Source organism: Malonomonas rubra DSM 5091, assembly GCF_900142125.1.
GTDB lineage: Bacteria > Desulfobacterota > Desulfuromonadia > Desulfuromonadales > Geopsychrobacteraceae > Malonomonas > Malonomonas rubra.
On the sequence record NZ_FQZT01000001.1, the window covers coordinates 246314 to 272564 of the forward strand.

Annotated in this window: 26 protein-coding genes; 6 read left to right on the plus strand and 20 right to left on the minus strand. The window is 49.1% G+C overall.

From position 1 onward, the window contains the following. Window positions 1-130: 130 nt before the first annotated feature. The 9 genes from tnpA to BUB13_RS01130 all read right to left on the minus strand — a co-directional run bounded on the left by tnpA (window position 131) and on the right by BUB13_RS01130 (window position 9852). On the minus strand, window positions 131-520 hold the full coding sequence (gene tnpA / locus BUB13_RS19450) for an IS200/IS605 family transposase (protein ID WP_072904901.1): 390 nt from the start codon (window positions 518-520) through the stop codon (window positions 131-133). Between the two features lie 131 nt (window positions 521-651). Then, complete coding sequence (locus BUB13_RS18720; RefSeq protein WP_072904902.1) at window positions 652-1173, minus strand: GspH/FimT family pseudopilin; 522 nt, start codon at window positions 1171-1173, stop codon at window positions 652-654. 131 nt (window positions 1174-1304) lie between these two features. Next, a complete protein-coding gene (locus tag BUB13_RS01100) occupies window positions 1305-1754 on the minus strand; it encodes a pilus assembly FimT family protein (protein ID WP_072904903.1) in 450 nt (149 codons plus the stop codon). Beyond that, entirely contained in the window at window positions 1754-2383 is a 630-nt protein-coding gene (locus BUB13_RS01105) for a putative Ig domain-containing protein (protein WP_139249268.1), read from the minus strand. Before BUB13_RS01105 ends, BUB13_RS01100 begins: the two co-directional genes overlap by 1 nt. Before the next feature lie 5 nt (window positions 2384-2388). Beyond that, complete coding sequence (locus BUB13_RS01110) at window positions 2389-6240, minus strand: pilus assembly protein (protein WP_072904905.1); 3852 nt, start codon at window positions 6238-6240, stop codon at window positions 2389-2391. Between the two features lie 27 nt (window positions 6241-6267). Next, complete coding sequence (locus tag BUB13_RS01115; protein WP_072904906.1) at window positions 6268-6819, minus strand: pilus assembly PilX N-terminal domain-containing protein; 552 nt, start codon at window positions 6817-6819, stop codon at window positions 6268-6270. 2 nt (window positions 6820-6821) lie between these two features. Next, a complete protein-coding gene (locus tag BUB13_RS01120; RefSeq protein WP_072904907.1) occupies window positions 6822-7763 on the minus strand; it encodes a PilW family protein in 942 nt (313 codons plus the stop codon). Between the two features lie 2 nt (window positions 7764-7765). Beyond that, window positions 7766-8191 carry a type IV pilus modification PilV family protein gene (locus BUB13_RS01125; protein WP_072904908.1) on the minus strand — a complete coding sequence of 142 codons (426 nt, stop codon included), beginning with the start codon at window positions 8189-8191 and terminating at the stop codon, window positions 7766-7768. Window positions 8192-8373: 182 nt separating this feature from the next. Continuing rightward, window positions 8374-9852 (minus strand): sensor histidine kinase, encoded by a 1479-nt coding sequence (locus tag BUB13_RS01130; RefSeq protein WP_072904909.1) that lies wholly within the window; start codon window positions 9850-9852, stop codon window positions 8374-8376. A 170-nt stretch (window positions 9853-10022) separates the two neighbouring features. On the opposite strand from BUB13_RS01130, the gene BUB13_RS01135 reads away from it, so the two are divergent. Genes BUB13_RS01135 through BUB13_RS01155 form a run of 5 tightly spaced genes read left to right on the plus strand, consistent with a single transcriptional unit; the run spans window position 10023 to window position 12625 of the window. Continuing rightward, the gene (locus tag BUB13_RS01135) at window positions 10023-10214 is read left to right on the plus strand and encodes a ferredoxin (RefSeq protein WP_072904910.1); all 192 of its coding nucleotides are present in this window, start codon (window positions 10023-10025) and stop codon (window positions 10212-10214) included. Window positions 10215-10216: 2 nt separating this feature from the next. Continuing rightward, window positions 10217-10789, plus strand: a complete 573-nt coding sequence (locus BUB13_RS01140) for a hypothetical protein (RefSeq protein ID WP_072904911.1) — start codon at window positions 10217-10219, stop codon at window positions 10787-10789. After that, window positions 10786-11355, plus strand: a complete 570-nt coding sequence (locus tag BUB13_RS01145; protein ID WP_072904912.1) for an HD domain-containing protein — start codon at window positions 10786-10788, stop codon at window positions 11353-11355. Before BUB13_RS01140 ends, BUB13_RS01145 begins: the two co-directional genes overlap by 4 nt. A gap of 1 nt (window position 11356) precedes the next feature. Continuing rightward, window positions 11357-11974: a DedA family protein gene (locus BUB13_RS01150; protein ID WP_072904913.1), complete on the plus strand. Its 618-nt coding sequence runs from the start codon at window positions 11357-11359 to the stop codon at window positions 11972-11974. Window positions 11975-11977: 3 nt separating this feature from the next. After that, complete coding sequence (locus BUB13_RS01155; protein ID WP_072904914.1) at window positions 11978-12625, plus strand: YceH family protein; 648 nt, start codon at window positions 11978-11980, stop codon at window positions 12623-12625. A gap of 83 nt (window positions 12626-12708) precedes the next feature. Here BUB13_RS01155 and BUB13_RS01160 read toward each other — a convergent pair whose 3' ends face one another. After that, window positions 12709-15243, minus strand: a complete 2535-nt coding sequence (locus BUB13_RS01160) for a bifunctional aconitate hydratase 2/2-methylisocitrate dehydratase (protein ID WP_072904915.1) — start codon at window positions 15241-15243, stop codon at window positions 12709-12711. A gap of 265 nt (window positions 15244-15508) precedes the next feature. Between BUB13_RS01160 and BUB13_RS01165 the strand changes: the two genes are divergently transcribed. Next, complete coding sequence (locus tag BUB13_RS01165; protein WP_072904916.1) at window positions 15509-15715, plus strand: hypothetical protein; 207 nt, start codon at window positions 15509-15511, stop codon at window positions 15713-15715. Here BUB13_RS01165 and bamJ read toward each other — a convergent pair. The 10 genes from bamJ to BUB13_RS01215 all read right to left on the minus strand — a co-directional run bounded on the left by bamJ (window position 15705) and on the right by BUB13_RS01215 (window position 26226). Then, window positions 15705-16388, minus strand: coding sequence for a BamJ family beta-barrel-assembly machinery protein (bamJ, locus tag BUB13_RS19320; protein ID WP_072904917.1), 684 nt, complete (start codon window positions 16386-16388; stop codon window positions 15705-15707). The genes BUB13_RS01165 and bamJ overlap by 11 nt on opposite strands. A 98-nt stretch (window positions 16389-16486) precedes the next feature. Next, on the minus strand, window positions 16487-17035 hold the full coding sequence (locus tag BUB13_RS01175; protein ID WP_072904918.1) for a 2-oxoacid:acceptor oxidoreductase family protein: 549 nt from the start codon (window positions 17033-17035) through the stop codon (window positions 16487-16489). A 25-nt stretch (window positions 17036-17060) separates the two neighbouring features. Further along, on the minus strand, window positions 17061-17876 hold the full coding sequence (locus tag BUB13_RS01180) for a 2-oxoacid:ferredoxin oxidoreductase subunit beta (protein ID WP_072904919.1): 816 nt from the start codon (window positions 17874-17876) through the stop codon (window positions 17061-17063). Continuing rightward, window positions 17877-19019 carry a 2-oxoacid:acceptor oxidoreductase subunit alpha gene (locus BUB13_RS01185; protein WP_072904920.1) on the minus strand — a complete coding sequence of 381 codons (1143 nt, stop codon included), beginning with the start codon at window positions 19017-19019 and terminating at the stop codon, window positions 17877-17879. Between the two features lie 21 nt (window positions 19020-19040). Further along, window positions 19041-19235: a 4Fe-4S binding protein gene (locus BUB13_RS01190; RefSeq protein ID WP_072904921.1), complete on the minus strand. Its 195-nt coding sequence runs from the start codon at window positions 19233-19235 to the stop codon at window positions 19041-19043. A gap of 260 nt (window positions 19236-19495) precedes the next feature. Next, on the minus strand, window positions 19496-20452 hold the full coding sequence (gene mdh, locus BUB13_RS01195) for a malate dehydrogenase (RefSeq protein WP_072904922.1): 957 nt from the start codon (window positions 20450-20452) through the stop codon (window positions 19496-19498). Between the two features lie 339 nt (window positions 20453-20791). Then, window positions 20792-21490 carry a LysM peptidoglycan-binding domain-containing protein gene (locus BUB13_RS01200; protein WP_072904923.1) on the minus strand — a complete coding sequence of 233 codons (699 nt, stop codon included), beginning with the start codon at window positions 21488-21490 and terminating at the stop codon, window positions 20792-20794. Window positions 21491-21515: 25 nt separating this feature from the next. Continuing rightward, window positions 21516-23303: an aspartate--tRNA ligase gene (gene aspS / locus BUB13_RS01205; protein ID WP_072904924.1), complete on the minus strand. Its 1788-nt coding sequence runs from the start codon at window positions 23301-23303 to the stop codon at window positions 21516-21518. A 142-nt stretch (window positions 23304-23445) separates the two neighbouring features. Beyond that, window positions 23446-24672, minus strand: a complete 1227-nt coding sequence (gene hisS, locus BUB13_RS01210; protein WP_244151827.1) for a histidine--tRNA ligase — start codon at window positions 24670-24672, stop codon at window positions 23446-23448. A gap of 189 nt (window positions 24673-24861) precedes the next feature. Next, on the minus strand, window positions 24862-26226 hold the full coding sequence (locus tag BUB13_RS01215; RefSeq protein WP_072904926.1) for a GGDEF domain-containing response regulator: 1365 nt from the start codon (window positions 26224-26226) through the stop codon (window positions 24862-24864). Window positions 26227-26251 lie beyond the last annotated feature (25 nt).

Below are 26251 nucleotides of genomic sequence, written 5' to 3' on the forward strand. Positions count from 1 at the left end.
AAAAGGAGAAAGGCGAATAGATACCCCCGGGTAAACCCGGGGTCCTGATGTGATGCTTCGCAAACTGATTGCTTTTGCAATCAGTTTAAAGTCACAGCACCTCACGGTGCTGACCTGAATCCTGCCGCCCTTAGTACTCTACGTATTTCTTTACGGTCTGCTCATCCACACCGACACTACTCACAAAGTAGCCCGGCGACCACACGATATTATCGGACCAATAGACCTTGGACAGCCACTCAAACTTTTTACGCATTCGGGACGACGATTGGCTCTTCAATCTTCCCATCACCTCAGAAATTGAATACTTCGGTGGGATGGTCATCACCATATGGAGGTGATCACCATCATAGCCAATCGTCTCGATTTCTACGCCGGGCATCTGCCGCAATAGGCCGGAGAGTACCTTTCCAAGGTACTCACGGACACCAGACTTCAGGATCCTACGGCGGTATTTGCATACCCGGACGACATGGTATTGCAAGCAATAGGCTGAATGTGCCGAAACTCGAACGTCCATCCACCTACAATACCACCTCCGGTCTCATTCATCCACGGCTAAAGCCGTGGCCTTCTGTCTTCGACCGAATAAAAGAGATCCCCGCCTAACGAGGATCTTTTACCACCAACAATTATCTGCTAGCGAGATATTTAATAGTCGATGATAATCGCCCGACCAGTAATAGATGAAGGCACGCCAGTTCGGTATGCCGTACCACCGGTTTCGTCCTGAACACAAATATAACGAGAATTGGCAGAACCGCTCGACCCACAAGTTCCATTCGGATTAAACTGTATACTGTTATCAGCGGTTGTAAAATCACCGTCTCCAACAGTGTGGTTACACTCCTTCTTAGTCGCCATACCCAGCCCAGATGAAAATGCCCCAAGTTCTTTTACAAAGTTCCATTCGGTACTGTCTTTACTCAGATTTCCCCGCTCCAGCCAGAAGCTGCGACTATCGAGGTCAAAAGCAACCTGGTATTCCAGATTGTGAGTAATCGCTTGGCTGCGGGCCAGGCGAAGAGCAGCCAGCACATTTCTAGCAGCTTCCTTTTCCGCAGCACTGTCCCAAAGAGTGCGTATTTGCGGCAACGCCAGTCCCAGCATGATCGACACAACCGCAAGACATACGACGACCTCCAACAAAGTAAATCCACGAGCCCCCCTCATTACTTCATCCCCCCTATAAAATATATTTTTAAAAGATAATAGGAGAACTCGACATGTTAATGAAAGACAAAACTCAAAAAAAATGCCTGGATGAAATCCAAGCATTTAAAACCATGTATTCCTGAAGCAACCTAAGGTAAACGTGACAAACCAGTTGCCGTAGAGCCTATCGACACAACCAGATCGTCATCTTCATTTACCCTGATGTAAAATTCATTTGAGCATGAGCCGTTGGCCAAAAAAGTTGTTGAGCGTTTATTCGTGTCGCCCCCGTTCGCTGTCGACCAAGCGGCAGCCGTGTCGACACGCGTTTCCAGCGTGACTCTTTCCGATAAAGTTTTCGCAACGGTATCGTAGAACATCTGATGATTATCTATATCTACCTCGACAAAAACTGTCTGATTTTCCGTTACCGCTGTCGTGCGGGCATCTCGCAAACCAGTCAAAATATCACGAGCGACCTGCTGGTACTCAGCATTTTCCCGCCACGACACGTATGAAGGTATGGCAGCCGCAGCCAGTGAGGCCAAAATTAGTACAGCAACAACAACTTCTAGCAGAGTCATTCCTCGACTATTCATTATTCCATCGCCCCCTTGGAAACATGGGCCAGATTTAACTCAAACGCTTGTTCTGCTCGTCCCCCGAAACCATCATCAACCACAATCAACACATTAAAAACACCGATCGGCATCTCATCGAAAGACCAACGCACCAATCCACTTTCAGTGTCAATTGTCATTGCCGCAAGGTCGCTCTCCAAGCTGTAACTCAACTGATCACCATCCAAATCAGAAGCTTCTACCTGATAGTTGAACGTATTTTCGGTAAAAGTGGTCGGAGGCGTCGAGCTGATAACAGGTGAAGCGTTCCCAGCGGTCAGGGGGAACCCCAGCAAAGGCTGCATAGCAACGCCATCTACATTTATCGGTGTCACCTCAACAGCAACTTCATCACCACGGCTAAACCTCTCACCAGGCAGACGAGCCCCCTCGTCTTGCAGCAACTCTTCACCATTTAGAAACCAGCGATAGGAAAAGCTATAGCCAGTAGCCCCGTCAACCAGAACGGGTTCAACGGTCAGTCCAGAAGCAACAGTGAATTGCATCGGTATCGCCTGGATAGCTTTGATGACGGCCACCTGCTTTTCCGCAAAAGAATTCGCGCAAAAAAGCAGGCAACTCAATAAGAGGCAAATCATCAAACGCATATTGACTACCATTTCATCCAGTACAGTGGAAACACCGGGTCAACTTCACCAACTGCTCCCGTATTAAAGAAACCGCCGCCACGGCCAACCATGACGGACACAGCCCCTTTGCTGTTAACCATAATTAACGGCTCAGATGCGATACCATCACCAACATTCAATGCACGATCCTGACGTGCAAGCACTGGCGTTGTTTCACCCGTTTCGTCATCGACAGTATCATTCCCTTCATAGAAATTATACACCGCTTCTGCAGTATCTGCTGTCACTGCATAAAGCAATGAAGGGCCAAGCTGTCCGGCACAGGGGTCATCAGCATCACTCGGAGTTATTGGTGTATAGGTTGTGAAATAGAGGACGTTATTGAAAACCTTAGGAACAGAAAGGACTTTCTCCCCGTACTTCGCTTGGATTTCATCACCGTTATCGTCAATTTCCGGGTTAACCAGCTTAATGTACCAGCCATAGTAAGTATCGCTGTTACTCGTATCATTATCCGGATTATCAGTATAATCCGGGTAGCTCAGCTTATCCCTGAGGGTTTCTTTTACCGTCCCAGAAACACTGGAGTCCTGTAGCTGGTCTTCCGTTAGATCAACCAGTTTACTCTCTGTCAAAGGTCCATCAACTGCATAATCCCAGACATGATCGCTAGCCGAAGGAGACGGCTTCTGCCTGTCGCGGACAACATAGAACCTGTCGGCCACTGCAGTATTCAGCGGGTGTTCTCGATCGCCGGTACCAAAGTAGAGGAAGGTATCGTATCCCATGATAGTAGCCGTCGGTTTAAAGAAAATCTTCCTGCCATTATCACTACTCGTGCTGACATTCGCAGTAAAAATACGAGTTCCGGTCCAGTTAGTAGTATCGGAACCGTTAATATTGAAACGCCACAACTGACCACCAGTATCACCAACGTAGACATGATCAGTGTAACCATCGGAATCACGATCGATCACCAACGGGTCGCTGGGAATCGAATAGGTCATATTTGAATCATCATCATATGTGTAAGACCAGACCAGATCACCGCTGTTGGTGAAATCAGGAGAACCATCGGTTGATGAAAGAGACGCAAGCTCAATCATAAATATGCCGCGGCCACTAGGCAGATAAGGATCTGACGTGCCGGCACTGGTCACACCTTCTGCCCCCTGGCTGGCAAGAGAGGTAATAGTATTGGCATCAGTGCTTGGATATTGCTGATTTTGACCATAACGCAAGTCTTCGTTTGTATCGTAGCCAGCACCGACAACAACAACAACTTTACTGGCACTGCCATCACGGACCTTGGTTAACCGTGGCAAGCTCCAGGTCTGGCCCATTTCACCATAATCGGTCGTGTCACTATTTATACTCCACATGTACTGCGGGTCTTCCGGATTGCTGATGTCGATTGCGAAATATGATCCGCTCGGCCCGGATGTAATTGTGCTGGTACCGCCACCACGACGCATACCACAAATCAGAATTGCTTTGTCCTGATTCGTCCCGCCGGTCTCGATAGTACCGTCATTATCTTCATCATAAACATATATAGTCGGTGAATTATCGACAAAGTAATAATGATGGTCGGTATCCCGAATGTATTGCAGATTCGGCAGCAAATCAGGCGGAATAAAGGCCCACGCCTCTTCTCCAGTGGAATCTCTGAATGCGTGCAGCATCCCGTCATTAGCTCCAACAAAAATATAGGCTTTGTTCACGGCGCTGTCCGCTTCATTTGCCTCTGTGAACGTGTAGTTAGCGTAGTTCAGCACCACAGGCTTGGAGTGCATAATATCGCCCATAACCCAGGGGCGTACGTCAGTTGTTGCACCACCAGCATCACCAAAGGCATCATAGCCACGGATGAAGTTGATTGTTTTTACCGCCGTCGCATCATCTGCAACATCGAGAGTTGCTGCTGATATATTCGGGCTACCATCAGTATTTACCTTGAACAAGTTCTCATCTGCATTCAGGTCTGTTTCAGGAGACGCTGTATCCGCAATTGTGTAGATATTGCGACTGGCAACATTTCCCTTCAAAATTTCAGCAACCCCACCATCATCAACCCAACCGCCGTCTAAATCGTCCGGCACATTGTCACCGTTTGCATCGACAAACCAGAAAGACGCAATTGTTGGATTGCCATCACCATCAGTCAGGAAATAACCATCGCTGTCTGTGGCCAGAACCGTATCACCAGAACCATTGAACGCTGTTATCTGGCTGTAGTAATTCAGACCAAATTTTTTCAGGTTGCCATACCAAGGTTCGTCTTCCATCGGCTTAAAGAAGCCAAGATAAATCCGCTGACCACTATAAGCACGGTTTTCCGGGCTGGCCGGGACAACCGGGGCAACAAAGGAGCTATCCTCTTCAAGGATACCGGTAATAATATCGGTCAAAGCTTCAATGAGCTCACCTGGATTATTGATGTTGCGATAAATACCGTGGCCATATGTCTCTGCCGCCGTTTTCAAACGTTCTACTTCCGGAGTCATCATCTGGATAATGTGGGTGTTGACCTTCGGGGTGAAACCATCGATATCATAATTCAGGTAATCATAAAGAAGCGCCGCAACATCATCGGCCAAACCTTCATGTCCATCACCAGTGAGGTCGCCGCTATCTTCTCCAGATTCCGTTCTCACTTTGGTTTTGGTCTGCGAGTTATTGCCCGCACTACCTGTCGTCAAAATAACCAGGTGATTACTCTGGCACCAGTGCTCTATCGGGGAATCGTAGGCAGCGCTATCACTGGCAATCCCATCAGAGCTGTCTGCTTCACCAATCCAGTAAAGGTAGGCGTCCCACATCGATTCGTTAACCGGCTGAGTATTGCCGTTAACCAAGTCCTCCAAAACTGTCAAACCGGCGACCAAATCGTCATAATTGTCTGGGCCACCAGTATCGTTCAAACCAGCTTTAACAACCGGAACAATGATTTTACCACCATGGTTGTTGTCGCCAAAAGTCATCATCCCCATGTTGGCAAGTTCGCGAACCTGATCGAAAACCACATGCTCCATTTGGTATTGGACCATGTCCATAACAGTTCCAAGGACCTCCCAGGAAACAGTTCCATCGGTAAAGATGGTACCTGTAACCATATTGTCCCAGTCTAAAGCTGTGCCACCCGAGGTTCCGGCACCAACACATTTTAGGATCAAACCCTCGACAGCAGATGATTCTTCAACTAAATCGCCCATAGCATATGGAGTATTTGCAGCCCAAGTGGTTGCTACGGCGACATTCTCCAAATAGTTTCGAAAGTTTCCTGTAAAATAATTTTCGAACTGATTCTGATTGTTAGGACAATAGCCCTGCGAATGGAGTGCCCCATACCAGAAACCATTTTGCTCTAATGCGTAGCGTGGATGGGTTTCACCGCTATCATCATCAAAGCCATCACCGTCAGGGTTGGCCCGGTGATAAGTATCATCACCATCAGTGTCGGCATAATCGGTCACTTCGACACCATCGCTGTCGATCCCGTAAAAACTGGTTTGCCAGCTTCCACTCCCCTCATTGTCGGTTATCCGCGAACATTCAATTTCGTCAACAGTGAAGCTTACTTCCTGGTAATTCGTATTGTTCTCATTGGCGACATTGCGTAGATAAACCTGCTCACGCGGGTAGGGAACGGCCATCCCAACGCTATAGTCGACGGAAGGGTCATAAGGCTCAACGCTGCCCATATCTTTCATGGCGCCACTGTTATCAATTAGGAACATGATGTTCGGGCGTGCCTCGGAAGATGTCCCGGTGTATACAGCAGCATCGCCATAGTAATAATCAGGTTTGGCGTGTAGTTGGCAGGCAAGCGACAAAACTAAAACAACGACTATCAATAAAACTTTATTTTTCATATCAACTCCCCAGTAACTTCTCATTTTTTAAAAAACCTGACCACCACGATTAACAAAGAGAGTTTCTACCCGTGCAGCTGCTCGATCTCTGGCTCTCGCCTCAACCGAGACCCGGTAATATGCAGCATCGCCACCATCACCTGTATCCGTCGAATTGCTGGTCCGATAAATGTTGCTGATATAGGCATCTGTGCTTGTCTGATTCGACATGCCTGCTGGAGGCAGACCGGTGTAAAAATCGATTTCGTTTCTGCCATTAACCTCAAGCTCCATTCCATCGGGCAAAAGGTCTGCAATATCGTTATCGTCATCAATAAGGTCATAATTTGTGCCTGCTGCAATAGAGCCTGGATCGAGGATGACTTTATTCTGAGCATATTCGACCGCCAGTTCGGCAGCGACAAATGCCTCACTATTAGCACGAGCATTACTGGTTATCTTCAGTTCAGTGTCGGTCGTATTCAAAACCATCACCCCGGTAATGCTTAAAACCGTCAGCATGCTCATAGTCAGAATCAGGGCAAAACCCTTTTCATTACCGAGAACTTCTCCAGACTTTTTAACTTTCAGTAATTTCATGGTTAATCCCCCATGACATTGCGAATCTTGACAACAGTTCGCAGCGTACGTGTTTTTGTTCCTGAATAAGCATCCAAACCGGTTTTCGTATTATCCGTTTGCGCAGAGGCGACGATTCTGATCGCTTTGATTTGATCAAGATTCGCAACCGCAGGTGCATTCGATTCAGTGCCATCCTCCATCAAGTAGGTCAGATCAATGGCGCTGATAAAGTTGGCAACAACACTGGCGCCAACATCATCCTGGCGAACCAGTTCGAAGTTATTGGTCCCAGCATTTTGCGTCGGCCGCAACCAGTAATTGACAACAGCAGGGTAAGCTTCTCCATTTTGTTTACGAACAACCATGTCCCCCGCCTGAATTGCTCCACTGACGTAACTTCCTCCAGCCCCGGTATCGGTTGCTGAAATCGTATTGGCCCCAGAATCAACAGCTGTAACTGCCCAGTTCTCACCAGGACTCAAATCTTCTAATGTCGAAGGGCGGATGACCTTAATCCACTGACCGGAAGCGAAAGCATCCTCCATCACGTCTTCAACTTCCAACGTCACTGTGGGGGTTGAAAACGCCTCATCAACGACACGAGCATAGGCTCGCAGAGAAGAACTGGTCTGCAAGGTGAAAAAATTACCGACGTCATCGGTATCATCCAAATCGCCATCGCGGTTAGCATCAATGCCAAAGATATTTGGTGCACCTGTAATTGGATTTTCATCGGCTGGAATAAGGAATCCTGCCATGCGGATATCAGACACAAGAGTTTCTAACGCAATCCTCAGGTTCTGCTGGACATCAACGACCTCTTCTGTAGTCGCTGAGGTTTTCTTGTTGTCAATAAAAAGTCCCATGGCTGCAATCACCACTAACCCCATAATGACCATGACAACAAGAACTTCTATAAGGGTAAAACCCTTCGGCTTCTGCAAACACAACGGACGGCACATATTTAGAACCTCCGCTTCATAACGGTTTTAACAACATTCGGTGGCTTAGGGTTTGAAGCTGTTACCGTGATTTGTGACAAACCGGTGTGAGTTGTTCCATCAATAACAGGGTCAACAACTACAGAAACAAGGACATTGCACGTTCCTGCTCCCTCAATGTCAACAGTTGTCCATGCGCTGTCTGTCACGGCCGTTAACAGGTTTGCATCATCTCCGTCCATTGCGAGGAACTCTTCAACGACACCATCGGCCAGTGCCGTTTTCGCTGTAAGTGACTGTGCTCTGGTATTGCCGGTAATCCCCGTTATCTGCATTCCAGCCAGTGCCAGCAGACCAATGGAGAAAATTGTCAAAGCAACGAGAACCTCAACCAAGGTAAAACCAGAGTTATCGGAGGAAAATTTCCTTAAGAGCAGACACTTCATCATTTAATATCCCCTATAAACAAACGTAACATAAAGTTAACATTATAAAAAATTTACGCAATAAAAATGCCGAAACAAAAACTCAATCTAAGCCTATCATTGCGATAGGTTATAGACCAAAGGTTAGCGCCAATAAAGAAATAAGTGCAATATATACATTGTTGCTTTGCAAACTTTGCACAACATCAAACGACAGGTAGATCAATTCGAAACAAACTGCCGACAGAAACTTTCGAATCAACAGAAATCTTACCACCGGCCTCATCAACAATTCTATGGCAGATTGCAAGACCAAGACCCGTTCCTTCTCCGGATTTCTTGCTGGTATAAAAAGGTTCAAAAATTTTATCTAACTCTTCGGGTTCAATACCACAGCCACTATCCTCAATCTGAATTGAGAGCGAACCCTCAATATTGTCCGCACTCAAAGTCACAGCACCCTCACCCGAGCATGCATGCACTGCGTTTAAAAGGAGATTAACGTATAACTGTTGAAGCTTGTGGCGACTCATGCGAACAGCATCAGACTCATCAGGAAGCCTGTCTATGACTTTGATCGTATCCAAGGCGCCCTGCCTCTGGAGTAATCCGACCGTATCCCTTAAAATTTCGACAGGATCAAGCTCTTCGATGCAATCAGATGAAGGTCGCGAAAAGTCGAGCAACTCTCGAACCAGAAAATCGATCCGTTCCGCTTCTGTTAAAGAGCAACTTACTATTTCGCTATCATCTGCCGACAATCTGTTTTTCAAAATTTCCAGGTAGCCGATCAACGCGGCCAAAGGATTTCCAAGTTCGTGAGCCAGTCCTGCAGCTAATTGCCCGACTGATGCCAGCTTTTCGCTACGAATCAGCTCATCCCTAGCCTGCTTCAGTTCGAGATTCGTCTTCTGCAGCATATCGATATGAGATTGAGTTTCATTGCGGCTTTGTTGTAATGCTTCAACCATTTTATTGTAGGCATCTGCCAGGCTTGCAATCTCCTGTGGGCCAGCAACCGGCAACCGTGTTTCCAAGCTGCCACGGCCAACAGCCTCCGTGGCTTTTAGCAAATTACGAGCGGGGCTGATGACATTTCTCTGAAGCAGATAGTATCCAATTAAAACGAGAACAATGCCGTAGCAAACGACATAAGCAAAAATGACTTTCTGCGAAAACAGTAATCGATAACGGATATCATCGAGAGAAAAGTGAATTTCCAAGATCCCTCGGAAACGATTTTCCTCTAGCAAGGGGACTGCATAGTGAGCAAAAGTTTGCGGACTGCCTGACAGGTCGAGAAGAGATGGAAACGAAATCTCACGCTGCAGGTCTTGCAAGAGTTTTGCTTGCTGCAAACGCGGTTGAGTAAAAGGCTTCAAATCTCCGTTTACATCTGAGTGCAACAATTCGAGGTTGCGATCGTAAATCCACCATCCAGCAACCCCGAGCTCCTGTGGTAATCGTTGCATCAGTTCGCTTTTTTCCAGCGAAACACCAGCGTGAGCCTGCGACATCGCCATGCCGAGTGTCTGCGTTAGTGCGTTCAACTGAACGACACGCTGTTCAAGCAGACTTTTTTCCGACAACCTTAGCAACAAAACTCCGCCAAACAACAGAGCAGCGCCCATCAGCAAGGTAAGGGTCAACAAAACTTCACTTCGCAAACCAGCATTTCGTCGCAAGCCATATCTCCATAAACGTGGTATCACTTCAAATAAAATAACAAAACATTAACAATATAAAATCATCATAATTCAGCAAAAAAATGAAATCTAGGCTTTATAAGCTCACTGAAAATGTTAGATAATTACTAATCAGAGAACCCAATACTTCGTCTAAAAGGACATATCCCATGCAAAGAACACCTTACCTTGACGCTGAAGCTTGTATAGGCTGCGAAACCTGTACCCGCATCTGCCCAAAAGTATTTGAAATGGTTTCGGAACACAAAGCCGGAATTCACAACCCGACTGGTGACACTGAGGAAAAAATTGAAGAAGCGATGGATAATTGCCCAGTAGCCTGCATCACCTGGAACGATTAAGCATGGGCCGCAAGCTGATCCGACTTCTGCTTTTCAGCTGCATCGGTATTTTGCTCACAGGATGCATTTCATCCGTTGCCAAACAGCAACCGGGAAATGACGTTAACGAGCAGCTGTACATTGACGCGCGGCTCAGCTTCGCCATCAAGCATCCGTTGAACTGGGAACGTCTGCAAACACCGGTCTCATCGCCGAAATACAGTGCTGACACCGTTCGGTGGGAAATCAAAGATCTACAGAGTAAAGATCGCGGAGCAGGAGTTATGTTAATTCGAAGCCGGCTTTCCGACACGGAAAAACAACTGACCGATCTACTGAGTAATTATCTCTCGACTGTTCCGGAACTTGAAAGCGGGAAAGTTGAGAAGATCGAACTACCCTCTGGAGATGCTCTCAAATTGTTGGGGCATGACAAGAAATATGGCCGTTTGACCATAGCGATTAAAGGGCAAGAGCGGGACTTCATCCTTTCTCTCGAATATCCATCCAGTCGATTTGATGAACTTTTGCCGTTTTTTCAGGATATTGCCAACAGTTTTACCGAAATTGTCCCCCCGGCTAAAGACAGCAAATGAAAATTCCGGTACGTCCAGTCGCACTCATCAACAAGTATTATGCCGACTCACCTCGAGCTCGCCAGATCCTTCTGGAACACAGCAGACAGGTCAGTCGACGGGCGCTAAAAATAGCACGCAACCTGAAATCGACGGCACAGCCCGATCTGCAATTTATCGCTGAGGCAGCCATGTTGCATGATATCGGAATGATTCGAACAGACACGCCCGAACTCGATTGCCATGGTTCCGGTTCTTACTTGCAGCACGGCATCGAAGGCCGGAATATTCTTGAAAAGGAAGGCCTTGAGCGTCATGCGCTGGTTTGTGAGCGCCACATCGGTATCGGTTTAACGGCGAAAGAAATCGAAAACCAAAAGCTTCCATTACCGAAACGGGATATGCTGCCTGTCTCGCTGGAGGAAAAGATTATCTGCTATGCAGACCTGTTCTATTCCAAAAGCGAGAAAAATCGAGGCAATGAAAAATCTCTCGAAAAAGTTCGCAAAACACTGCGTAAATTCGGCAAAGAGAAACTTTTTGTTTTTGACCAATGGCAGAAACAATTTGAGCCGGAACTGAAATAACATGAATGACTGGTTACATCAGAGTATCCAGCTTTTACCGGCAGGAAACAGTTACTATTTCCTTCTCCTGGCGATTGCATTCATCGAGTCATTACCGATATTTGGCCTACTTATGCCTGGCAGTACCCTTATCGTTCTGGCTGGTTTCCTCGCATTCCAAGGCAAAGGGTTATATTTTCCCATCATGCTCCTTACTGCAAGCGGTGCTCTGCTGGGTGACCTCCTCAGCTTTTGGCTGGGCAGCCATTTTGGCAGCAAATTGCTGCTGACCAGAAGTTTTCGTAAGCACCGCATGCTGGTTAAACAATCAGAAACTTTCTTTTGCTCCCATGGCGGAAAAAGTGTTTTCTTCGCTCGTTTTCTCGGCCCAATTCGTGGCATTACCCCTTTTATTGCAGGCTTATCGAACATGCCTGCAAAACTGTTCAGCATTTATGCTGTCATCAGCGCTGCCCTCTGGGGAATCGTCTATCCCGGTCTTGGCTATTTGGGCGGAGCAAGCTGGGAACAAGCGCAAAGTATGACTGCTCGTTTTGGCCTGCTGGTCCTGCTGGCGTTAGCGATTACAATAATCCACTATTGGCTGCGTCGCAGTCTGAAATCTTCAGGAGAGAAATAAATTATGGACATTGATATATCGGTCATCGAAGCCCGCGTACTCGGCGCTTTTATCGAAAAAGAAATGACTACGCCAGACTATTACCCGCTCAGTCCCAACGCCCTGACAAACGCCTGCAACCAGAAATCGAACCGTAATCCAGTCATGCAACTGGAAGAAGCTGACGTGATGGAGGCCGTCGAATCATTGCGAAAAAAAGGCTTGGCGATGCAATCGCAAGATGCTGGTAGTCGCGTCATAAAATTTCGTCATATTTTAAGGGAAAAACTTTATCTTGATGATCACGAACTGGCAATTCTGGCGGAGTTGCTGCTGCGTGGTCCCCAGACTCCGGGCGAACTACGCTCTCGCTGCGACCGCATGGCTCGCTTCGAAGAGCTGACAAGAGTCGAACAAAGCGTGCAGGAACTGATCGATAAAGAGCCACCGATGGTGGCCAAACTGGCTCGTCAGCCCGGCCGCAAAGAGCACCGTTATGCCCACCTTCTCAGCGGCCCTGTTGACGAAGAGGAGTTAAACCAATCAGGGACCGTGGTACAAACGACGACCAGTAGCACCGTTTCCACCCTGGAAGAAGACGTCAGGCTACTTAAAGAAGAGCTAGCGAGCTTAAAGGAAGAGTTCAAGATTTTCCGGGAACAGTTCGAATAGACTGTTTTTTCCAATATTTCAAGCTATAAAAAAGGCCGCCCCGAAACCGGAGCGGCCTTTTTGTTATCGATCAGAAATCGACCTTACTTACCGTAACCTTCCATCTCGTCAAACTGAAGGTACTTGTAGATTTCTTCCTTCTTCGGTGCGACCTTCTCCTTGTAGGCAGCCAGGTACTCAGCCGGAGTCGGCAGCTTGCCAAGGTTGGTGGTCACTGCACCGAGTTCAGCGGAGCCGAGGTAAACCTGGGCACCGTTACCGATACGGTCGTCAAAGTTACGGGTACTGGTGGAGAACATGTTCACACCATCAGGAACACGAGCCTGGTTACCCATGCAAAGCGAGCAGCCAGCGATTTCCGGACGTGCGCCCATAGCACTGAAAACCGAGTAGACAGCCTCATCCTTAAGCTGCTGCTGATCCATGCGGGTCGGTGGGCAAACCCAGGTACGAACGCTCGGATTGAACTTCTCACCACGCCAGATTTCGGCGGCAGCGCGGAAGTGACCGATGTTGGTCATACAGGAACCGAGGAAAACGTCCTGGATCGGAGTTCCCTGAACGTCTGAGAGCAGCTTGACATCATCCGGATCATTCGGGCACGCCAGGATCGGTTCGGTGATCTCAGCCAGATCGATCTCGATCACGGCAGCGTACTCGGCGTTCTCGTCAGCGCGGATCAGCTTCGGATCCTTCAGCCACTCGTTGACGGCATCAATACGGCCCTGCAGGGTTTCTGCATCCTGATAGCCCTCTTCAATCATCTTCTTCATCAGGGCAACGTTGGAACGCAGGTAAGTGCAGACGCTGTCTTCGGAGAGTTGGATACAGCCGGCAGCAGCAGAACGCTCGGCAGCGGCGTCAGTCAGCTCGAAAGCCTGCTCAACCGACAGGTTCGGCAGACCTTCCATTTCAAGGATACGACCGTTGAAAATGTTAACTTTATTTTTCTTCGGTACGGTCAGCAGGCCCTGCTTGATGGCGTAGTAAGGAATCGCGTTGACGGCATCACGCAGAGTAATACCTTCATTGAACTCACCCTTGAAACGAACCAAGACCGACTCAGGCATGTCGAGCGGCATGAAACCGAGAGCACCGGCAAAAGCGATCAGACCGGAACCGGCCGGGAAGCTGATGCCAATCGGGAAACGGGTGTGGGAGTCACCACCGGTACCAACGGTATCTGGAACCAGCAGGCGATTCAACCAGCTGTGAATAACACCGTCGCCCGGACGCAGCGGCACACCGGCGCGATCGGAGATGAATTTCGGCAGGTTGTTATGCATCTTAACGTCGGCCGGCTTCGGATAAGCAGCGGTGTGACAGAAAGACTGCATAACCATCGGCGACTTGAAGCGCAAACAAGCCAACTCTTTGATCTCGTCAGCGGTCATCGGACCAGTGGTGTCCTGAGAACCGACGGTGGTCATCAGCGGCTCACAAGCGGTACCCGGCAGGATACCTTCAACGCCACAGGCGCGGCCGACAATCTTCTGTGCCTGACTGTAGCCTTGTCCTGCTTTCGGAGTCGGGTTGTCAGCCGGTGTGAACACATCAGTTTCGCCCATGCCCAAAGCTTCGCGAGCCTCAGTCGTCAGCGAACGGCCAATGATCAAAGGAATCCGGCCACCAGCACGGTACTCATCAGCAACGGTATCCGGCTTGATTTCGAAAGTGGAAACCACTTCACCAGCTTCGTTGGTCACTTCACCTTTAGCGGTATTGATGGTGATCACATCGCCCATGTTCAGCTGGGTAACGTCCATACGCAGTGGCAGGGCACCAGAATCCTGAGCAGTATTGAAGAAGATCGGAGCGATAACGCCACCGATGATCACGCCGCCACGACGCTTGTTCGGAACTGCCGGGATATCGTCGCCGATACACCAGAGGACGCTGTTACAAGCCGACTTACGGGACGAACCGGTACCAACAACGTCACCGACAAAAGCGACCTGATGACCTTCGGCACGCCACTTGGCAATTTCTTCGATGCCACCAGGGAAACGGGTTTTACCCATTGCCAACGCATGCAGTGGGATGTCAGGACGGCTCCAGGCGTCACCAGCCGGGGAGAAATCGTCAGTGTTGATTTCGCCTTCGACCTTAAAGACTTTAACTTTGATGGTTTCTGCCAGTTCGGGCTTATTGGTGAACCACTCAGCATTCGCCCAGCTCTCAACCACCTTCTTGGCGGCAGCATTACTCTTCGACAGGGCAATAACGTCCTGAGCTGCGTCATAAACATAAGTCATGCTGGACAGAGCAGTAGCAGCCTCATCGGCCAACTCAGCATCACTCAAAGCAGCAATCAGAGGCTGAACATTGTAGCCACCGATCATGGTACCGAGAATCTGCACAGCCTTTACTTTATTGATCAGCGGGGAGCTCTTGGCGCCAGTCGTAATATCGGCCAGGAATGCAGCCTTGACTTCCGCAGCAGGATCAACACCCGGGGAGACCCGTTCGGTAAACAGGTTCATCAGGAAATCGTCTTTTCCTGCAGGCGGGTTCTGCAACAGTTCGCACAGCCCTTCTGTTTGCTCTGGGCTCAGCGGCAGAGCTGGAATCCCTTGGGCATTACGCTCTTCTTCATGTTTCAAATAAGCATCAATCATTCTCTCTCCTCCATATTCATGGTTTGCAGCGAAAGCTGCTCTAAAGACTTAAGCCATAGATGATTTCGCTCGCAGGTTCTCACAGCCTGAACGGGCGCAAAACATTGCATACTGTATACGATTTTAAGGTAACCGTCAATGATTCGAATAGCCAAATTGCCGCATTATTAAACGCGTAGAAAAACCATAACCAAAAGACACTGATGTCATTTTCTGTCACACATAAGCTGAATACTGAAGCCACACACAAGCCAAGGAGAGAAAGATGTTTGAACTACTGTTTTTACTTAGCATCGTTTTAATCGTTAGCAGTCAGTTTCTGCCTTTACAGCAAACGGAAGCGGCAAAGAAAACTTGCAGAAATCGCAAGAAAACACACTCAGAAAAAACAATTTCAAGCAAAACAAAACCCCACCAGAACAAGTCCGGTGGGGCCGCAAAAGAACAAATGTCTTTTCGATTTACTCTTTAATCTTCAGCAGTTCAACTTCAAAAACCAAAGCCGAGTTCGGCGGGATCACCGGTGGAGCACCACGGTCACCATAGGCTAACGCAGGAGGAATAGCCAACTCCCACTTTGCTCCCTCTTTCATCAACTGCAAAGCTTCGGTCCAGCCTGGAATCACACCACCAACAGGAAAGCTTGCCGGTTCGCCGCGCTTATAGGAGCTGTCGAACTCGGTGCCGTCGACCAGGGTTCCCTTATAGTGAACTTCAACCATCGATTCCGGCTTTGGCGAAGCACCCTTTCCCTCAGAAATAACTTTGTACTGCAAACCACTTGGCAGGGTTTTCACGCCATCTTTCTTGCCATTGTCGGCGAGAAAAGCTTCAGCTGCCTTTGCGTTTTCCTCTGCTGCGGCAGCAGCTGCTGCCATCTGCTTCATCTGCATTTCCTGCTGATAGGCAGTGAGAATCTGAGCCATCTCCTGCTCGGTCAGCAAAGTATCTTCCCCCTTCAGAGCTGCCATCATCCCTGCGGCAATCTGGTCGGGTTCAGCATCAATTTCTTGTTGTTTCATGTTCAATCCGATATTCATGCCAATAGCATATCCCAGCTTGGCCTGCTCGGTTTTCAGTGCATCCTGCGCAAAAGCAGTGGTTGCAGCCAGAAGCAGCAACAGAATAATGAAAATCTTTCTCATGACAACTCCTTGTAACTCGTGGCGAAAAAATAAAAAGGCTCGATGAAAATCACCGAGCCTTTTTATAGCTTATTTGTCAAGAACCAGCAAGCCGTTTACTAAGCGAGCAATTCCTGGGCTTTTTCGTAACCAAGTGCATAAGCTTTCTTGTTCAGGTCAACAAAAGCTTCCGGAACCTTTGCAAGAACGGCCTTCTCTCCAGATTCGCGAGAAACAACACCAGTCATAGCGATCATGGCACCCAACGCGATAACGTTGGCAACGATCTCACGACCGATTTCAGTCTTGGCAAGACGCATAATCGGCAGGTAGTAAACCTTGAAGTCACCTTCCGGTGCCTTCGGAGCAAAATCGCTGTCAAGAAGCAAGATGCCACCAGACTTGATACCATTAGCATACTTGTCAGCAGCTTCCTGGGTCATTGCCAGGCAGGCATCAACGATGGTTGCTTTCGGGTAATCGATCGGCTTGTCGCCAATGATAACCTCAGATTTGGAAGCACCACCACGTGCCTCAGGGCCGTAGCTCTGGGACTGAACAGCGTTTTTACCTTCAATGATAGAAGCAGCTTCAGCCAGAATAATTCCGGCGGTGATCAGACCCTGACCACCAGCACCGGAAAACCGAAGTTCATATCTTTCACTCATGATTCAATTCTCCTTATGGGTGTGATCAGGCACCTTGTACGCGATCAATAATCTTCTTATATTGCTCGCAGTACTCGGGCTTGTCTTCTTTGTAGAGGACACCGGTCAGAATCTTGCCTTCAAGTTGCTCGGCGCTCATCTTGGCAGCAGCAGCAACCGGAACAGCAGTCTCCTTGAGAACTTTCATCATATCAACAACGCTGCGGAACTTGTTGCGACGGCCGTAAGTGGTCGGGCAATCGTCAACAACTTCAATCACCGACATACCCTTGTGCTTGATACCTTCAGCGATCAGCTTGTCAATCTGAGTGGCGTGGAAAGCGGTAGTACGGGCAACAAAGGTTGCACCGGCGCCGATTGCCAGCTTGCTGATATCAAATGTCGGATCCGGGTTGCCGTAAGGAGTTGTTGAAGCCTTGGCATCAGTCGGAGTACATGGAGAGAACTGACCACCAGTCATACCGTAGATGTGGTTGTTCAGCAGCACGTAGGTCATGTCGATGTTACGACGACATGCGTGAATGAAGTGGTTACCACCGATAGCGGTACCGTCTCCGTCACCACCACAGCAGATAACGGTCATTTCCGGCTTGGACATCTTTACGCCAGTAGCGAATGCGGCTGCACGACCATGAGCGGTGTGCAGAGTGCAGAAATCCATGTAACCTGGAAGGCGACTAGCGCAACCGATACCGGAAACAAGGGCAGTATTGTTCTTCTCCAGACCACAGGTATCCATGGCACGGATCAGACCTTTCATAACAATTCCGTGACCGCAACCCGGGCACCAGATGTGCGGCAGCTTACCGGGGCGGATAGACTTTTCGTAATCGTAAGCCATTTAGAGTACCTCCTTCACCTGGTCAATAATCTGACCCGGGGTGAGCGGATCACCGTCAACACGATTAACACCAGCCAGCTTGCAATCGCTTTTAACGATACGCTCTACTTCAAAAATCATCTGACCAAGGTTCATTTCAGGCACAACAATGGCTTTTGCCTGCTTACCAAGCTCAGCTACACGCTTTTCAGGGAAAGGCCAGAGAGTAATCGGACGGAACAGGCCGGCCTTAATACCCTCTTCACGCAACTCGTTAACAGCATAGCGTGCGGAACGAGCACTGGAACCGTAAGCGAGAATGATGACGTCAGCATCATCGCACTTATATTCTTCATTCGACTCAATGTCGGCACGTGCGGCCTCACACTCAACCTTTGCGATCTGGCGACGCTCTTCGAAATCGACCAATTCAGCTTTTGTTGTCGGGAAACCGTCAGCAGCTTTGTTCAGACCGGTGACATGGAAACGATACTCAGAACCGAATGCTGCCAGCGGCGGAACATCAGTGTCCGACTTGGCGTCGTACGGTTTGTAATCTTCCGGTGCGCAGGTCGGTGCAGCGCGGTCGATAACTTCAAGTTCACCTGGCTCAGGGAACTCGATACGCTCACGCATGTGACCAACGATCTCGTCGAACAGGACCTGAACCGGCATACGATATTTCTCAGCAAGGTTGAAAGCACGAACAGTCTCGGTGAAAATCTCCTGACAGGACTCAGGACAAACAGCAATAGCAGCGTGGTCACCGTGAGTACCCCAGCGTGCTTGCATAACGTCAGACTGACCCGGGCCAGTCGGCATACCAGTCGAAGGACCACCACGCATGACGTTAATAATAACGCAAGGAGTCTCAGCGATACATGCGTAACCGATCAATTCCTGCTTGAGAGAAACACCCGGACCGGAGGTAGCGGTCAGCGCTTTAGCGCCGGTCAAGGAAGCACCGATAACCGACGCCATAGCAGCGATTTCGTCTTCCATCTGGATGAACTTTCCACCGACCTTCGGAAGTTCTTCAGACATAACTTCCGCAACTTCGGTAGAGGGAGTAATGGGGTAGCCGCCAAAGAATGTGCAGCCTGCGTAAACAGCGCCCAGGGCGCAAGCAGTGTTCCCCTGTAATAGAGCTACTTTTTTAGCCACGAAACGACCTCCTATAGCGTCTTACAGCTTGTGAACTTTAATTGCGAAATCAGGGCAGCGCAATTCGCACTGGTTACATGCGATACATGCATCAGCATTGGCGACCTTGACAACAAATGCGTCCATCTCCAGAACTTTAGTAGGGCAGAATTCTGCGCAGATTGCGCAACCCTTACAGTACCTTTCGATGATCTCGATTTCCGCTTTCGCGCTCATTAGCGTCTTTCTCCTTTACACGTAATTTGCTGCTTAATTAATAGAACAGCTTACCAAAGCGGCGGAATCCTAACACAAGCGGCGGACCCGCGCCAGTTAAAATGTATACAGGAACAAATTACCGCTTTGGCTTGAGTGATTCGCCTTTGACGAGCCGGACGAAATCAGACTTCCTTAATTCGAATTTTCGAATATTTACAGTTAAGAAGAAGGGCAGCCGATTGGCTGCCCTTCTGGATCGAACCAGTTCGGAAAACCGTTTAGAGGTTCATGCTACCGACGAGTTCTTTAACAGCAGCGACAGAATTATCCATCAGAGCTTGCTCAGTTTCATCAAGCTTCAGTTCAAGGATTTTCTCGATACCACCAGCGCCAATGACGCAGTGTACACCGACGTAGAAGTTATCAACGCCATACTGGCCGTCGAGCAATGCACAAGTCGGCAGAACGCGCTTCTGATCTTTGAGGAAAGACTCAGCCATAGCAACAGCCGAAGAAGCCGGGCTGTAGAAAGCGGAACCGTTACCGAGCAGCTTGACAACTTCGCCACCAGCAGCCTTGGTGCGCTCAACCATAGCAGTCATAACTTCCTGAGCTTTGGCAGCATCACCGTACTTCTGCTCCAGCAGTTCCATAACCGGGATACCAGCAACAGATGCGTAGCGAACGAGAGGAACCATGGTATCACCGTGGCCACCCAGAGTAATAGCGGTAACGTCTTTAACCGATACGCCCAGCTCCCATGCAATGAAAGCAGCGAAACGAGAGGAGTCAAGGACACCAGCCTGACCACAAACGCGCTCAGATGGGAACCCAGTAATTTTCTGGCAGAGGGTAACCATAGCGTCGAGCGGGTTGGAGATGATGATGACGAATGCATCTGGAGCGTTGTCACGAATACCTTCGGATACCGAAGTCATGATCTTGGAGTTAACTTCGATCAGATCATCACGGCTCATGCCCGGCTTACGCGGCAGACCGGCGGTAACGATAACAACGTCGGAACCAGCGATGTCTTTGTAATCGTTGGTACCGGTAACGCTTACGTCAAAACCGTCAACAGGGGAGGCCTCGGCGATATCGAGGGTCTTGCCCTGAGGCATATTTTCGACGATGTCGAACATAACAACATCACCCAGCTCACGCAGTGCGCAAAGTTGAGCAAGTACGCCACCAATCTGTCCACCACCGATCAACGAAATCTTAGGTCTAGCCATTCTCTCTCTCCTTTAAAGATAATTTCGCCTACCTCAAATGGCAGGCATGGAAATAACCCTGTTTAACTTTATGCTATTCACAGTAGATTGCGGTGTATACAGTATACAAACAATTTTTACCTGTCAAGAACCTTTCTACAGCACCTGATAATTTATCTTAAAAATCGATCGAGGCAGGCTAATTGACCGTTTTTTAATGGTTTTTCATTTTCCTGTTTTGACAAAACCAAACCTTATTATTCAAATACAAAAAGCGCTTATCACCTGATTGTCTTTGTAAGGTTAAACAACCAACCGAATAAACGCTTTTAGTTTCTTCAAGCTTCAACTTGCTGCAACTCAGAACAGCTTCAACTCCTCTGCTTCACGTCTTGCAGCCTCAATTTCTTCTTCACTCTTATCCCGGGGAATAACCAGCTCCTGACCGGGAAAAATTTCTTTCGGATCCTTGATTTGATCTCTGTTCGCTTTGTAAATCAACGGCCACAGCATACCATCTTCGTAAACTTCTTCCCTAGCCGCAATCATCATCAGGTTTTCCGCGCCCCCAACAACAACCTTATCCAGCAATTTTGGCTTGACAGCTTCCGGCTCAACCGGTGGCTCAGGCTTTTTTTCAGTCAGAGCTTTTTCACGGGCTTCACGTTCCTGCTTTTTCCGCAACAGCTCAGCCTGCCTGAGTTCTTCAGCCAGCTGCTTTTCTTCCGCCAACTTCGCCAACCGCTCTTGTTCGAGCTGCTTTTTCCGTTCGACTGTCAGAGCCAACGCTTTCTGCGAGTAATGACGAGCATGTTGCAACGACTCAGATGCAGACTCATATTCTCTTTGCTGCATTAAAGCTTCCGCTTTTTTCAATGCCTCATCAGCTAGCAAATAGACGTTTGGAGCATGCTGAGACGCACCAGAAGCATATGCGTAGGCCACAACGCTGCGCGCATCCTCCAATTCTGCAACTGGCGGTTTCGCACAGCCTGCCAGTATGAGCAGCCCAACGACCAGCAAAAGCAGATGCTTTTTCAGCGATTTCGTTTTCAACATAAACACCGGGTCATGCTAAATAAACTTATTTCTGACGCGCCCGCAAACGGATACCAAGCTCCTGCAGTTGCTTTTCAGTTGCCTCACTCGGCGCCTCAGACAACAGGCACGTTGCCTTCTGGGTTTTCGGGAAAGCAATAACGTCGCGGATCGAATCAGCGCCGGTCAAAATCATCATCAGGCGATCGAGACCAAAAGCGATACCACCATGAGGCGGCGCTCCAAAGCTGAGAGCATCAAGCAGGAAGCCAAACTTTTCGCGCTGTTCTTCCTCATCGATACCAAGAAGCTCAAACATCCGCGACTGGACTGATTGGTCATGGATACGGATACTACCTCCTCCAACCTCTGAGCCGTTAAGCACCAGGTCATAGGCCTGCGCCCGCACCTGCCCCGGATCTGTATCGAGCAGCGGGATATCTTCTTCCAGCGGCGAGGTAAATGGATGATGCACGGCAACGTGACGCTTTTCATCCTCATCGTACTCAAACAGCGGGAAGTCGGTAATCCAGGCGAACTTATAATTCTGCTTGTCGGCCAGGCCAAGTTTTTGGCCAAGATGTCCACGCAAGCGGCCAAGAGCTTCATTGGCAATCGACGGCTTATCGGCCATAAACAGCAACAGGTCACCGACCTCTGCACCCAATTTCTCGTTGAGCGCCTTCAGCTCGTCCTCTTTAAAGAACTTGGCAATCGGGGACTGCCAACCGTCCTCGTTCACCTTGACCCATGCCAAACCTTTAGCACCGTAGATCTTGACGAAATCAGTCAGGTCGTCCAGTTCTTTACGCGAGAAGGTTGCACAGCCCTTGGCGTTAACAGCCTTGACCAACCCACCGCTGGCAGCAACATCGGCAAACACTTTGAAATCAGAACCAGCAACCAGATCAGTGATAGTAATCAGTTCCATACCGAAACGCATATCCGGGTTATCAACCCCGAACCGCTCCATCGCCTCAGCATAAGAAAGGCGCGGCATCGGCAGCTGGACATCAACGCCAATCGCCTCCTTGAAGATGGTCGCGATCATCCCCTCCATCACACCCATGACATCGTCTTTATTGACGTAGCTAAGCTCACAGTCGATCTGAGTGAATTCCGGCTGGCGGTCAGCCCGCAGGTCTTCATCCCGGAAACACTTGACGATCTGGAAGTAGCGATCAAAGCCGGATACCATCAACAGCTGTTTGAACAGTTGCGGAGACTGCGGAAGAGCATAGAAGTTGCCGGTATTGACCCGGCTCGGCACCAAGTAATCGCGCGCACCCTCCGGAGTACTCTTAGTCAAAACCGGTGTTTCGACTTCAATAAAGCCCTGTCCGTCGAGATAATTGCGCACGGTTTTGGCTACCAGGTGCCGCAGCAGCAGGTTGCTCTGCAACGCCGGGCGTCGCAGGTCAAGATAACGATACTTCAGGCGGATATTCTCGGCAACCTCAGTAAATTCATCCAGCATGAACGGAGGAGTCTCTGAACGATTGAGGATCTTCAACTCGCTGATCTCGATTTCGACTTCGCCGGTCTTCATCTTCGGGTTGACAGTACCCTCGGGGCGTGGAGAAACCTTGCCCTTGGCCGCCAGCACGAATTCATTACGCACTTGCTCCGCCTTCTGCAACGAGGCGAGGTCACGATCCGGATCAAGTGCCAACTGGACGATCCCTTCACGATCGCGCAAGTCGATAAAAATCAGCCCACCGTGATCACGGCGCCGCTGAACCCAACCCATGACACAGACGTCCTGGCCGATATTTTCAGCGGTCAGGTCACCGCAACGATGCGTTCTTTTCCAGTTTCCTAGTTTATCGTTCAAAGCAGTTCCTCCAAATCGGTTCCGATCTTGCTTTTTCTATTATGTGAATCGGCAAGCGATGATTATAAAAACCACCCTTGCACCGGTCAAGGACAACTCATCAACCGGATATCATTCTTAACATACCTGGCTTTTCGCCGCTTCAGCCAGCGGTTGCCAGCACCTCAGCCAACTGGGTTAAAGCAACTTCCTGCTGACTGCTATCAGCCATATTTTTCAACTGGGCACAACCTGCGTTCAGTTCATCCTCACCCAAAATCAAGGTGTATTCCGCATTCAACTTGTTTGCGCGCCGCATCTGCGCTTTTAAGCTTTTCCCCTGATAATCCATCTCGGCTCGAACACCTGCAGCCTGCAATCGGCTCATCAGCAGAAACGCTTCATCCTGTGCCTTTGCACCGAGGGCTGCAATAAAGAGCTTCGGAACTTCAGGAGCGACCTTCTCATCCCCCTTCATCAGCACCAGACGTTCGACGCCTATGGCAAAACCGATCCCTGGCAAAGCAGGGCCACCAAGGCTTTCAACCAAACCGTCGTAGCGACCACCAGCGGCAACAGCATTCTGTGAACCAAGCTGATCGGTTACCATTTCGAAGGTGGTACGAACATAATAATCCAGACCACGCACCATCCGAGAATTCACAGCAAAAGGAATTTCCAGTGCGTTCAGGTGTCTTTTGACCGTAGTGAAATGTTCGTCACAGCCGTTACAAAGATGCTCAAGCATGGCCGGTGCGTCAACAGTTGCTTCTTTGCAGCCTGCAACTTTGCAATCAAGTACGCGCAAGGGGTTGGTCTGGTAGCGACGTTTGCAGTCATCACACAAACGGTCGAGACGCTCTTCAAGATAGTCAATCAACTGCTGCCGATAGGCCGGACGACATTCGGGACAACCAAGCGAGTTAACCTGTAATGAAACCGACTGGATGCCGATCTCTTGGAAATACTGGTGCAGCATCGCCAGGACCTGGGCGTCGATCTTCGCATCCTCCACCCCCAGCACCTCGGCGCCGATCTGGTGAAATTGGCGATAGCGGCCTTTCTGCGGACGCTCATAACGAAACATCGGTCCGGTGTAATAAAGCTTGGAAACCGGATCTAAAGTATGCAGTTTATTCTGGATAAAGGAGCGCATCACCGGTGCGGTCCCTTCCGGGCGCAGCGTCAGCGAATTACTACTTTTATCGTCGAAAGTGTACATCTCTTTTTCAACGATATCGGTCGTCTCACCGATCGAACGACAGAACAGTTCGGTTTTTTCCACTGCCGGAGTCCTGATTTCGGAGAAACCATAGGCTCCGAAAACCTGCCGTGCGGTTGTTTCCAGAAACTGCCAGGTTTCAATTTCGCCTGGCAAAATATCGTTCATCCCTTTAATTGCCGTAATACTCACAAACTGATCCTCTTACATGTCACCTGAAGCGCGCAAAAAGGCGCAGACTGCTCACACAAGCCCGACACGATAACCTATTTTCCCACGAACGAAAAGAGAGAATAACAATCGAAGAAATTTAGCGGCAGGAGGAACAAAATAAAAGGAAAGGTTTGCGGTATATGATCAGTCGTCCAGACTTTCAACCCCGTGAACGACATTGCGCTGATCTTTGCCGGCATACATCGCCCGATCGGCCAGATCGAGCAGCGCATCCTTCTCCACTGCATCTGTCGGAAAAGTTGCGTACCCGGCGGTCACAGTAAGGCGAGAATCAAGCTCCTGCGTGGCCAGGAAAACATGTTCTTCAATTGTTTTACGGATCCGCTCTGCAACGATATTGGCAGTACGTCCATCTGTCTCGACCAGCATCGCAGCAAACTCGTCACCACCAAACCTGAACAGAGTATCAACATCACGAACGCAGCCGCGCAGCAACTGGCCAACTTCCTGCAACGCCGCACTACCTGCGAGATGACCATACTGATCGTTAATGTCCTTGAAGTGGTCAAGGTCGAGAAAAAGCAGTGAAAACTGCAGACCATATCTTTGCGAGCGGCGGATTTCCTGCTCAAGAGCAACCTGCATGTAACGATGATTATACAGCCCGGTCAAATCATCGGTGTACATCAGCTCCTGAGCATCTTCAAACCGACAGGCATTTTCAAATCCGAGCGCAATCTGCTCGCACAGGTAGTGCAAGTCGGCCACAGGCGCCCTGCCTTCAAGGCCATCCGGCACATCTACAAGCAGCAAGCCCCCTTTAACGACACCCGCTTCTGCCAGAGGCAACAGGTAGCTGTCGCGGCTTTTTATCTGTCCTGCCGACAGTCCTGATTCTCGCAGGCTGCTGAAACTCAGGTAATTTTTTAATTGCGGCAGCAGCTCCTTGACGAACTGGTGGCAATTATCGTCGCGCAAATTACGTAGAACTGAGACCTGCGCCTCTGCTCCGTCTTTGCAAAGAAAAGCACAACCACGTGTTGCACCAACCAGCCTCAGCAAAGCATCAACAGCTTGCGGCAACAGACGATTCAAATCGATCAAAGAGGATATTGATTGACCGGACTGATAAAGTTCTATCTGGGATTTGAGATGTCTGTTCTCTGCCAGCAGGCGGCGTTGTTCAAGGCATGTCCGCACAAGATGTTTCAACTCGTCCGGATCAAAAGGCTTGACCAGATAGTCACGGGCACCACTTTTCAGCGCCTGAATGGCAGATTCGATGCTGGCATATCCGGTCACCAGAATAACTTCGGGAGAATCAGGGAGGAGTCGAGCAGCGCGCAGAACTTCAAGGCCACACTTACCTGGCATAACGATATCGGTGAGAACCAGATCTATGCCACCTTTTTGCATCCGCTGAATGGCTTTCTCGCCATTTTCACAGACTTCAATACGGCAATCTTCACCGGAAAGCATGTCCTGATAGAGCTTGCGAAAAAAAAGCTCATCATCGACAACCAGAACTGTAGATTGGGATGGAACCATAAGCCCCCTATAATAATGAGTTTTA

Excerpts from the sequence above, each read along its gene's own strand:
- tnpA (WP_072904901.1), bottom strand. The coding sequence starts at position 520 with ATGGACGTTCGAGTTTCGGCACATTCAGCCTATTGCTTGCAATACCAT.
- BUB13_RS18720 (WP_072904902.1), bottom strand. The coding sequence starts at position 1,173 with ATGAGGGGGGCTCGTGGATTTACTTTGTTGGAGGTCGTCGTATGTCTT.
- BUB13_RS01100 (WP_072904903.1), bottom strand. The coding sequence starts at position 1,754 with ATGAATAGTCGAGGAATGACTCTGCTAGAAGTTGTTGTTGCTGTACTA.
- BUB13_RS01105 (WP_139249268.1), bottom strand. The coding sequence starts at position 2,383 with ATGCGTTTGATGATTTGCCTCTTATTGAGTTGCCTGCTTTTTTGCGCG.
- BUB13_RS01110 (WP_072904905.1), bottom strand. The coding sequence starts at position 6,240 with ATGAAAAATAAAGTTTTATTGATAGTCGTTGTTTTAGTTTTGTCGCTT.
- BUB13_RS01115 (WP_072904906.1), bottom strand. The coding sequence starts at position 6,819 with ATGAAATTACTGAAAGTTAAAAAGTCTGGAGAAGTTCTCGGTAATGAA.
- BUB13_RS01120 (WP_072904907.1), bottom strand. The coding sequence starts at position 7,763 with ATGTGCCGTCCGTTGTGTTTGCAGAAGCCGAAGGGTTTTACCCTTATA.
- BUB13_RS01125 (WP_072904908.1), bottom strand. The coding sequence starts at position 8,191 with ATGATGAAGTGTCTGCTCTTAAGGAAATTTTCCTCCGATAACTCTGGT.
- BUB13_RS01135 (WP_072904910.1), top strand. The coding sequence starts at position 10,023 with ATGCAAAGAACACCTTACCTTGACGCTGAAGCTTGTATAGGCTGCGAA.
- BUB13_RS01140 (WP_072904911.1), top strand. The coding sequence starts at position 10,217 with ATGGGCCGCAAGCTGATCCGACTTCTGCTTTTCAGCTGCATCGGTATT.
- BUB13_RS01145 (WP_072904912.1), top strand. The coding sequence starts at position 10,786 with ATGAAAATTCCGGTACGTCCAGTCGCACTCATCAACAAGTATTATGCC.
- BUB13_RS01150 (WP_072904913.1), top strand. The coding sequence starts at position 11,357 with ATGAATGACTGGTTACATCAGAGTATCCAGCTTTTACCGGCAGGAAAC.
- BUB13_RS01155 (WP_072904914.1), top strand. The coding sequence starts at position 11,978 with ATGGACATTGATATATCGGTCATCGAAGCCCGCGTACTCGGCGCTTTT.
- BUB13_RS01160 (WP_072904915.1), bottom strand. The coding sequence starts at position 15,243 with ATGATTGATGCTTATTTGAAACATGAAGAAGAGCGTAATGCCCAAGGG.
- BUB13_RS01165 (WP_072904916.1), top strand. The coding sequence starts at position 15,509 with ATGTTTGAACTACTGTTTTTACTTAGCATCGTTTTAATCGTTAGCAGT.
- bamJ (WP_072904917.1), bottom strand. The coding sequence starts at position 16,388 with ATGAGAAAGATTTTCATTATTCTGTTGCTGCTTCTGGCTGCAACCACT.
- BUB13_RS01175 (WP_072904918.1), bottom strand. The coding sequence starts at position 17,035 with ATGAGTGAAAGATATGAACTTCGGTTTTCCGGTGCTGGTGGTCAGGGT.
- BUB13_RS01180 (WP_072904919.1), bottom strand. The coding sequence starts at position 17,876 with ATGGCTTACGATTACGAAAAGTCTATCCGCCCCGGTAAGCTGCCGCAC.
- BUB13_RS01190 (WP_072904921.1), bottom strand. The coding sequence starts at position 19,235 with ATGAGCGCGAAAGCGGAAATCGAGATCATCGAAAGGTACTGTAAGGGT.
- mdh (WP_072904922.1), bottom strand. The coding sequence starts at position 20,452 with ATGGCTAGACCTAAGATTTCGTTGATCGGTGGTGGACAGATTGGTGGC.
- BUB13_RS01200 (WP_072904923.1), bottom strand. The coding sequence starts at position 21,490 with ATGTTGAAAACGAAATCGCTGAAAAAGCATCTGCTTTTGCTGGTCGTT.
- hisS (WP_244151827.1), bottom strand. The coding sequence starts at position 24,672 with ATGAACGATATTTTGCCAGGCGAAATTGAAACCTGGCAGTTTCTGGAA.
- BUB13_RS01215 (WP_072904926.1), bottom strand. The coding sequence starts at position 26,226 with ATGGTTCCATCCCAATCTACAGTTCTGGTTGTCGATGATGAGCTTTTT.